Origin of the sequence: Streptomyces sp. SID5910 (assembly GCF_009862125.1) — a bacterium.
Taxonomy (GTDB): domain Bacteria; phylum Actinomycetota; class Actinomycetes; order Streptomycetales; family Streptomycetaceae; genus Streptomyces.
Genome location: NZ_WWHX01000511.1, coordinates 1 through 8,377, shown reverse-complemented (window position 1 = coordinate 8,377; position 8,377 = coordinate 1). Strand labels below are relative to the sequence as shown.

The following is an 8,377-nucleotide window of genomic DNA, read 5'->3' as shown; positions in this document are numbered from 1 at the left end:
CGGTGGTGTGCGCCGGGTGGGGAGCGGCGGGAGCGGGAGCCGTGGAGGTGGGAGCCGTGGCGGCAGGGGCGGTAGCCGGAGGCGGGGTCTGCGGGGGCGGGGCCTGCTCGGGCGCGGCTGCCGTGTCCTCCGGGGCGGGGTAGAGGTCCGCAAGCTGATTCAGCAGCCGTGCGTAGGCCTCGCGCTCCGGACCGCGCGGCTCGGTCGGCTTCCTGGCCGACTCCCAGCCGGAGACCGTGGCCCGGCGCACCTTCAGCGCGGCAGCGACCTCGTCCAGCGTCAGACCATGCGCGACACGCAGCCGCTTACGCTCCTCCGCCGGCGGCAGCGCCGAGCGGGACGCGACCAGGGCATCGACCGCATCGAACAACTCGGACATGCAGCACCTCCTGGCAGAACTTTATCCCCATGGACCGTACGGAACGCGTACCTGTGACGTACGGACCGCGTACCCAAGATGCCCGCCCTTGTGGGGCTGACGAGTGTCCCCGGACTCGCCAAGTGTTGCCAAGGCCGGTGCGCCTGTTGCCGGGCGATGGTGTCTGCAGGGGCCGTTTGTGCGGGGACCAGGTGGTGCGGCGGACGGTGTTCGACGGGGTTTCTCGGACGGTCGGAGTTCTCGGACGGTTTTCGAGCGGTCCTGAACCGCGCCAGCCGGGGCCGGGGCTCGCAGCGCTGCGGGCCTGCGGACCTGCTGATCTCACCCCCGCCGCGTACCCGCGGAGCTGCACCGGCGGGCCGCGGCTGGCACCAGTGGCAGGCACAGATTCCCGGCGACGGCGGGGGCGGGGGGCGGGGGCATTTCCTCGCGCCAGCCACGCAGGGAGGTACGGCGGCCGGGCCGGCCGGGTGATCGGGACAGCGCCGGCCGAGGGCGGCCGGGCGATCCTGGGGCTGGCCCACGACGTGTGCCCGGACGCGGCGACGCGGACCGAGGCGGAGTCGCGGCTGACGGAGATCGCGTGGTGACCCGGGCCGGCGGCGGTGGTGGTCGAGCGGGAGCCCTGACGGCCGGTGAGCAGCGGGTGGCGGCGCCGGCGGCGCGCGGGCTGGCCGACCGGCGGATCGCGGCGCGGTCGCTGCCGTCGGTCAGTACGGGCAGCGGCTGACGCGGACCCACCGGAAGCTGCGCGTCCGGGGCCGGCAGGGCTACCGGCGGCCCTCGCACAGGGAACGCGGGCGGACACGGTCCTCGGCTGAGAGCTCGAACCCCCCTGTAATTGGGGCAGTTGGAGCCGGTCAGGGGTGCTTGAATGAGCGGTGCCGGCACGGTAACCAACCGCAGGGAGCGAGCACCGCGATGCGAAAGTCGTTCTACGCAGCGCACATATACATGATCATCGGGGTGGTCTCGGGGCTGTTCTACCGGGAGTTCACCAAGATCAACGACTTCACCGGAGACACGCAGCTGTCAGTGATGCACACGCACCTGCTCACGCTGGGCATGTTCGGTTTCCTGATCGTGCTGGGTCTCGACAAGCAGTTCGGACTCTCCCCGTCGAAGCTGTTCACGAACTTCTTCTGGCTCTACAACGCAGGCATCGCGGTGACCGTGGGCATGATGGGCGTACACGGCTGCCTGACAGTACTCGGACACGAGATGCCGGAGGCCCTGTCACTGATCGCGGGCCTGGGACACATCCTGCTGACAGTCGGACTCATCCTGCTGTTCACCCTGCTGGGCAAGCGGCTGAAGGAACCAGCTCCCCGGCAGCAGCCGCCCACCGGAGAACCGGAGCACGCCAAGACCACGGTCTGAACCCACCCGCCCACCCCACTCCCCCGCGACTGCCGGGCAGACCGGCGGGGCTGGCGAGCCAGCCGGCCAGCAGCGCCAGGCCTGCGCCACTCACACCGCATCGAGGCCGCCCACGCCGACCAGGGCCGCCACGCCCTACCAAACACTCCCCCACCACCTGGGCGAGCAGCCGGGCACCCCAGCCCGCGGCCCGCAGGACGACGGCTTCCTCGGTCTCCGCAAAGGCCTCGGCCGGCGGGGCGGGTACGAAAGGGGACCTCGGCCTCGCCGCCGGTGTCGAGGCCGAGCAGGGCCAAGCAGAAGACGAGTGAGCGGGACGCAAAGCCGACACAGGCGCAGGCGAGTTCACGCAGCGCCTCCCGCGGGTCGCCGGTGCACTGGCGGCGACGGCGCGCAGGACGGCGGCGAGTCCGGCAAGCCTTCCAGCACCACCCCACAGATGACGGCGTCCTTGTTCTTGAAGCACTGGGTAGAGCACGGGCTGGCTGTACTCGCGCAGGCGGCGGCAGCCGGGGGTTCCATCCGCGGGGGTGGCGCGGCGCGGCCGGTCCGGTCGGTCCGGGATGCCCCGAGCAGCGCCCGGCCGTCTTCGACCTCCCCCGGAGGGGGGCTGCCGTTCGAGCTGGACCGGGGGGGGTGCGTGGCGCGGTGGACGCCGCCGCCTGCCGGGCCGGTGTCCCGCACAGCACCATCGTGCCAGCCGCCGGCCCACCGTCCGTGGGCCGGCGCTGCGGGTGCGAGAAGCTGCTCGTGGGGGCGGAGCTGCCGCACACGCCGCCGGCCGCGCCGCCGCACACTCGTGCCGTGCACGGTGACGCACCCGGTGCACTGCGCGCTGGAGGGCACCGCCGACCACTTCCTGCACGACGTCGCCTGCACACGCTGGGCGCCGGGCCTGGCCGACGCCGGCACGGTCAAGGACGCTGTCGCCCCTGCACTGGGCACGAGCGGCCGGGGCCGGTGCGGGTGGTGTTCGCCGCGCACGACGAGCTGCTTGCGCCGGCCGCCGGGACCGGCGCACCGTCCGCGCGCCCGCACCACGGACACCCGGGCGGTACCGAGGCGGACGCGGCGCTGACGCTGATACGCGGGGCGTGAACAGCCACGGCCGTGCCGGGACTTCAGGGTGCCGGCGGCCGGGGTGGCCGCGCAGCTGCCCTACGGCGTGAAGCACACCCACCGCAGCGCCTGCAGCCTGCAGCCTGCAGGGCAGCCAGGGGCGGCTGCGTCGGAAGCGAGCCTCCCCCCCCTGGCGAGCACACGCCGGTGCTGAGGTGGCACGCGCGCAGACGGTGCGCGAGACCGCCCTGCGGCCGAACCGGCACTTCAACAGCATCGCCGGCGTCTTCGCCCAGGCCGTGCCGGACGGTGGGGGGCTTCGCCACACACACGCGCGACATCGCGCGACATCCTGGAGCACGCGGCGCCGGTGGAGGTGGAGCGGGCGGCAACCTGCTGAGCGTGCGTCAATGCCTGCCCGGTCACGGGTTCGTCCCAGCGGGCGACTCCCGCGCGTGCGGCCGGCGGCGCCGGGGGCGGCGGGCCGCAGACGGTGTGCCGCGGCGCGAACGGGGCCCACCGGTGCCGTGCGCAGGGCCGTTGTATGTAACAGGCATGTTCTGGCGGGCAGGTGGGCGGAACGCATCGGCGGGCCAGGCCGGTCTGGAAGGGCAGAGACGCCCACCCCCGGGCCCGCTTGGGGACGGGCGGCAGGCACCTGACACCGAGACCGAGGAAGAATTCGATGCGCGTTCGCAAGCTCACCTTCGCCGCCCTGGCCGTCGCCGCGGGTCTGTCACTCACGGCCTGCAACGGCGACGACGGCACGGCCCAGGACGCCGCACCCTCCACGGCCCCGTCGACGTCGGCGTCCTCGGGTGGCGGTGCGGGTTCGGCCGGTGCCGGACAGGACAGCGCCGGGAACACCTCCGGCTCCCAGGGCAGCGAGGACTCCGCCGAGGCCGGGGCGGGCAAGTGCCGCACCGACGAACTGGACATCACCGCCACGGACAGCACCATCGACGGCGACAGCGAAGGCTCGGTCGCGGTCACCTTCACCAACGGCGGCGGCCGGGACTGCACCCTGTCCGGATACGCGGGCGTCGACCTGAAGACCAACGCGGGCGACCTGTCCGCCCAGCGCAGCGGCCAGACGGCCGACCCGATCGTCCTGAAGGACGGCGAGTCGGTGTCGTTCACCGTCAGCTACCCGGTCAACGACTCGGGCGGCTCCGGCGTCCGCGTCACCGCGCTGGTGGTGACCCCGCCGAACGAGACGAAGTCGGTTTCCGTGGAGTGGCCGGGCGCCGCCACCCTGCCGGTCACCGAGGGCGGCGGCTCCCCGGTCCGCGTCGGCCCGATGGGCAGCGCCGGCCAGGGCGGGCAGAGCTGACGGCAGACACCCCTACGCGTTGTGGAGCGCGTAGAAGTCGACGCGCAGCCGGTGGAACATGCCGCCCTTGCCGGGCCGGCCCCCGTGCTCGGCCGGCAGGCCGCCGGCCACCCGTCCGGCATCGAGGGTGTAAGGCCAGCCGGCGCCCGGTCGCCGCGGCGCCGAAGAAGGTGCCCCGGTGGGTGCCGGAGCACGCGAAGCGGCCGGCGATCCGGTCGCCGTCGACGATCACGTCGTGGGCGACGCCTCGTCGGGGAACGTGTCGAAGATCTGTGGGAGGTCGTCCTGGACCGTTCCTCCGTGCGCGGCGCCCTCCGGTGACCGGCACGGGCACGGGCGCCTGCTCCTGCCACCCGGCCCGCTCACGCCGGTCCCGAACGACTGCGACATCACCGCCAGAAAGACCGAACCCTCCCCTGCCTGGGACAATCCCCCGTACCCGGCACCCCCGCGTGCAAAGGCGCGGCGGTCACCGGGCGCACTATGGAGGTGACGCCCGCGCCGCGGGCGCGCGCCGCACACCGGCTCGTCCTCGGCGGCCACAGCAAGGTACAGATCTCGTCATGACCCACACACGCATGCTCGTCACCGGCGGCGCGGGCTTCATCGGTTCGCACTACGTACGCCGGCTGCTGGGCGCCGGCGGGCCGGGTGACGTGAGCATCACCGTGCTCGACAAACTCACCTACGCCGGCAACCCGACCAACCTCGATCCGGTCCGCGCGCATCCCGGTTTCCGGTTCGTGCACGGCGACATCTGCGACCGGGACCTGGTGACGGACCTGGTGGCCGGACACGACCAGATCGTGCACTTCGCCGCGGAGTCCCACGTGGACCGCTCCATCACCGGCGCGGCCGCGTTCGTCACCACCAACGTGCTGGGCACCCAGACCCTGCTCGACGCGGCCCTGCACCGGCCCGCCACCCGGGCACGGTTCCTGCACGTGTCCACCGACGAGGTGTACGGATCGCTCGCGCAGGGCTCATGGCCGGAGAACCACCCGCTGCGGCCCACCTCACCCTACGCAGCGTCAAAAGCGTCCTCGGACCTGATGGCACTCTCCTACCACCGCACCTTCGGCCTGGACGTGCGGGTCACCCGCTGCTCCAACAACTACGGCCCTCATCAGTTCCCGGAGAAAGTCATCCCGCTGTTCATCACCCACCTCCTCGACGGGCGCAAAGTGCCGCTGTACGGCCAGGGCTTCTTGAACGTGCGCGACTGGCTGCACATCGACGACCACGTCCAGGGCCTGGAACTGGTGCGCACGAAGGGCCGGGCCGGTGAGGTGTACAACATCGGCGGCGGCACCGAGCTCAGCAACAGGGAACTGACAACACTGCTGCTGGAGTTGGCCGGGGCGGGCTGGGAGAGCGTGGAGCATGTGCCCGACCGGCCCGGACACGACCTGCGCTACTCCGTGGACCACACCAAGATCGCCACCGAACTCGGCTACCGACCGCGCAAGGACTTCACCGAAGGGCTGACGGAGACGTTCGCCTGGTACCGCGACCACCGCGACTGGTGGGAACCGTTGAAGGCACACGCCGCCCTGTGACACCCGCCCTCCTTCCTGCGAGACCGGACCCTCATGGCCACTGACCAGGTACGAACCGGCCCGGCGCCGGCCGGGCCAAGGATGCCGGCCGACGCGGTGGCGGCCACCGTGGCGGCAGCGTCGCAGCTGCCCTACACCCCGCGTTCACCATCGGCAGTCAGCTGACCGAGCCCATGCGTACCGTCCTGGGCCTGACCCGCAGGCAGGCGGCAGCCCGCGCCGAGGAACTGCAGCGCATGGTCGAGATCCGCGACCCCGACCACGTCGCCCGCCGCTACCCGCACGAGATCTCCGGCGGCATGGCCCAGCGCGTCCTGATCGTCGGCGCCATGTCCTGCGACCCGGAGCTCCTCATCGCCGACGAACCCACCACCGCCCTCGACGTCCGCGTCCAGGCCGAGATACTCGACCTGCTGCGCCGACTCCAGCGGGAGCGTTCCCTCGGCGTTCTCCTCGTCACCCACAACCTCGGTGTCGTCGCCGACCTGTGCGACCGCGTGGCCGTCATGAGCGACAGCACCATCGTCGAAACCGGTGACACACCCGCCCTGCTCGGCGCGCCGAAGCACCCCTACACCCGGAAGCTGCTCGACGCCGTTCTGGACGACGCTCCCGGCCGGCCCGCATGGCAGCCGGCCTCACGCGAGGAGCCACGTCCGATGAACACCACCGCTTCCCTGGGCCCCCGGCGCGCCGCGATCGACGACGTCCTGCTCGCCTGCCGCGGCCTCCGCGTCTCCTTCCCCGGCAAGGGCCGGCGCGCCGCGCGCACCAAGGTCCTGAACGGCGTCGACCTCGACATCCGTCCCGCCGAAACCCTGGGCCTCGTCGGCGAATCGGGCTCCGGCAAGACCACGATCGGCCGGGCCGTCCTCGGCCTCGTCCCCCTGGCTTCCGGCACGATCCATCTCGGCGGGCAGCGCATCGACACCGCGGGCCGCGCCCGGCGCCGCACCCTGAGCCGAGACCTCCAGGTGATCTTCCAGGACCCCTACACCTCGCTGAACCCCGCGCATACCATCGGCGACACCCTCGCGGAGCCGCTCACCGCCCACGGTCACACGTCCACCGAGGCCCGCGCCCGCATCCGCGAACTGCTGGGACGCGTCCACCTACCCGAAAACGCCGCCCACCGACTGCCCCGGGAGTTCTCCGGGGGACAGCGCCAGCGCATCGCAATCGCTCGCGCCCTGGCCCTCGGCCCCCGCCTCATCGTGTGCGACGAGCCAGTCTCGGCCCTCGACCTCACCACCCAGCGCTCCATCATGGACCTGCTCCTGGAGATCCAGGACACGACCGTCGTCGCCTACCTCTTCATCTCCCACGACCTGTCCGTTGTCCGTTGCATGAGCCACCGAGTCAGCGTCCTGCACCACGGCGACATCGTCGAGACGGGGCCCGCGGAGCACATCACCCGCGTCCCGCAGCATCCGTACACACGCGAACTCCTGCTCGCGGCACCCGTCGTGGACGTGGCCGAACAGCGACGCCGCAGGACCCGACGTACGACGGCCACACAGGATGCGCGGCACGCCCGGACGAGGAAGTAACCCACCGGACCGGACCCACCGGCCGACACCCTCTCTCCTAAAGCGGGTGTACGGCTTCGGTGGCCTTGGCCTTGACCTGTCCCGTCAGCTCTGCCGCCTTCGCGGACGGTTGTTCCTTGGCCTGAGCTGCCTTCTCCTGGGCGCGGGCGCCTGGGTCCCTCCCCTTGGCGGAGGAACACCCGTCCGCGAGCACTGACACAACCCGCTCACAAGATCACCCTGCGCAGCAGGCGCGGCAGCCGGTGTGCTGACCATGCGCCGATGGCGCCGAGGGCGGCGCCGGCGACGACGTCGCTGGGATAGTGCGCGCCCGCATGCACCCGTTGCACAGCCACCGCCGCGGCCGGCAGCGCGCACACCGCGCCGGCCGCCGGCCACACCACCGCGACCGCTGTGGTGAAACCGAACGCGGCCGCGGTATGCCCGGACGGAAACGACGAGGAGTCGGGGCGGTCGTCAACGTCGTCGTGCGGAATGAATTCCCTGGGCGGGCGCCGCCGCTCGCACAGCGGCTTGACCACTGCGTTCGACAGAACTTCGGAAACCGCCATCGCGGACAGTCCTGCCAGCGCGGCCTGCTTGCCCCGCGTCCCGCCCACCGCTGCCATGGCCAGGGCGGCGCCCCACCACAGCTTGGTCCTCTCCGCCGCTTCCTCCACCACCGGCACGCACCTGCGCACCCACCCGGGCCGCCATGCGGCCACCCGCCGCAACGGGCCACGCTCCACCCGGCACAGTTCTGCTTCCACGTTCATGACCTGCCAAGTCACCCGTCCAGGCCGGATCAATCCGTGCATGTACGGCCGCACGGTCACTGTTGGGCTTCACGCATGTCCTGCTCGTCCCAGGCGCGGGTGTCGCGCGGCGGTACGTAGGGCTCCTCCTCGGGGTTCATGCCGCCGGCGATCGCACGTTGGCGTGCCATCTCCGCGTCGAACTCGAGACCCAGCAGGATCGCGATGTTGCTGACCCACAACCACACCAGAAAGACGATCACCCCGGCCAACGTGCCGTAGGTCTTGTTGTAGGTGGAGAAGTTGGCGACGTAGAAGGCGAACGCGGCCGACGCGAGCATCCAGATGAGCAACGCGACCACACTGCCCGGGCTGACCCACCT

Annotated in this window: 8 protein-coding genes and 1 pseudogene; 5 read left to right on the top strand and 4 right to left on the bottom strand. The window is 71.9% G+C overall.

Going from position 1 to position 8,377, the window contains the following annotated elements:
• The coding region (locus GTW67_RS18385) for a helix-turn-helix domain-containing protein (RefSeq protein ID WP_161165914.1) at positions 1 to 379 on the bottom strand (379 nt) is incomplete at its 3' end.
• A gap of 583 nt (positions 380 to 962) precedes the next feature.
• Here GTW67_RS18385 and GTW67_RS18380 point away from each other — a divergent pair.
• From GTW67_RS18380 to GTW67_RS18370, 3 genes are all read left to right on the top strand, one after another.
• Positions 963 to 1,109, top strand: coding sequence for a hypothetical protein (locus GTW67_RS18380; RefSeq protein ID WP_161165913.1), 147 nt, complete (start codon positions 963 to 965; stop codon positions 1,107 to 1,109).
• A gap of 191 nt (positions 1,110 to 1,300) precedes the next feature.
• The gene (locus GTW67_RS18375) at positions 1,301 to 1,759 is read left to right on the top strand and encodes a DUF2871 domain-containing protein (RefSeq protein ID WP_161165912.1); all 459 of its coding nucleotides are present in this window, start codon (positions 1,301 to 1,303) and stop codon (positions 1,757 to 1,759) included.
• Between the two features lie 1,744 nt (positions 1,760 to 3,503).
• The gene (locus GTW67_RS18370; RefSeq protein WP_161165911.1) at positions 3,504 to 4,151 is read left to right on the top strand and encodes a DUF4232 domain-containing protein; all 648 of its coding nucleotides are present in this window, start codon (positions 3,504 to 3,506) and stop codon (positions 4,149 to 4,151) included.
• A gap of 142 nt (positions 4,152 to 4,293) precedes the next feature.
• Here GTW67_RS18370 and GTW67_RS38580 read toward each other — a convergent pair.
• Positions 4,294 to 4,383, bottom strand: a pseudogene (locus tag GTW67_RS38580) (ester cyclase); the annotation flags it as partial.
• Positions 4,384 to 4,714: 331 nt separating this feature from the next.
• On the opposite strand from GTW67_RS38580, the gene rfbB reads away from it, so the two are divergent.
• Together rfbB and GTW67_RS18350 are read left to right on the top strand one after the other, a co-directional pair.
• Positions 4,715 to 5,710 (top strand): dTDP-glucose 4,6-dehydratase, encoded by a 996-nt coding sequence (gene rfbB / locus GTW67_RS18355; protein WP_161165910.1) that lies wholly within the window; start codon positions 4,715 to 4,717, stop codon positions 5,708 to 5,710.
• 149 nt (positions 5,711 to 5,859) lie between these two features.
• Positions 5,860 to 7,260, top strand: a complete 1,401-nt coding sequence (locus tag GTW67_RS18350) for an ATP-binding cassette domain-containing protein (RefSeq protein ID WP_346010685.1) — start codon at positions 5,860 to 5,862, stop codon at positions 7,258 to 7,260.
• Positions 7,261 to 7,466: 206 nt separating this feature from the next.
• On the opposite strand, the gene GTW67_RS18345 is transcribed toward GTW67_RS18350, so the two are convergent.
• The gene (locus GTW67_RS18345; protein ID WP_161165908.1) at positions 7,467 to 8,015 is read right to left on the bottom strand and encodes a phosphatase PAP2 family protein; all 549 of its coding nucleotides are present in this window, start codon (positions 8,013 to 8,015) and stop codon (positions 7,467 to 7,469) included.
• A gap of 56 nt (positions 8,016 to 8,071) precedes the next feature.
• On the bottom strand, positions 8,072 to 8,377 hold a 306-nt coding region (locus GTW67_RS18340), incomplete at its 5' end, for a YihY/virulence factor BrkB family protein (RefSeq protein WP_161165907.1).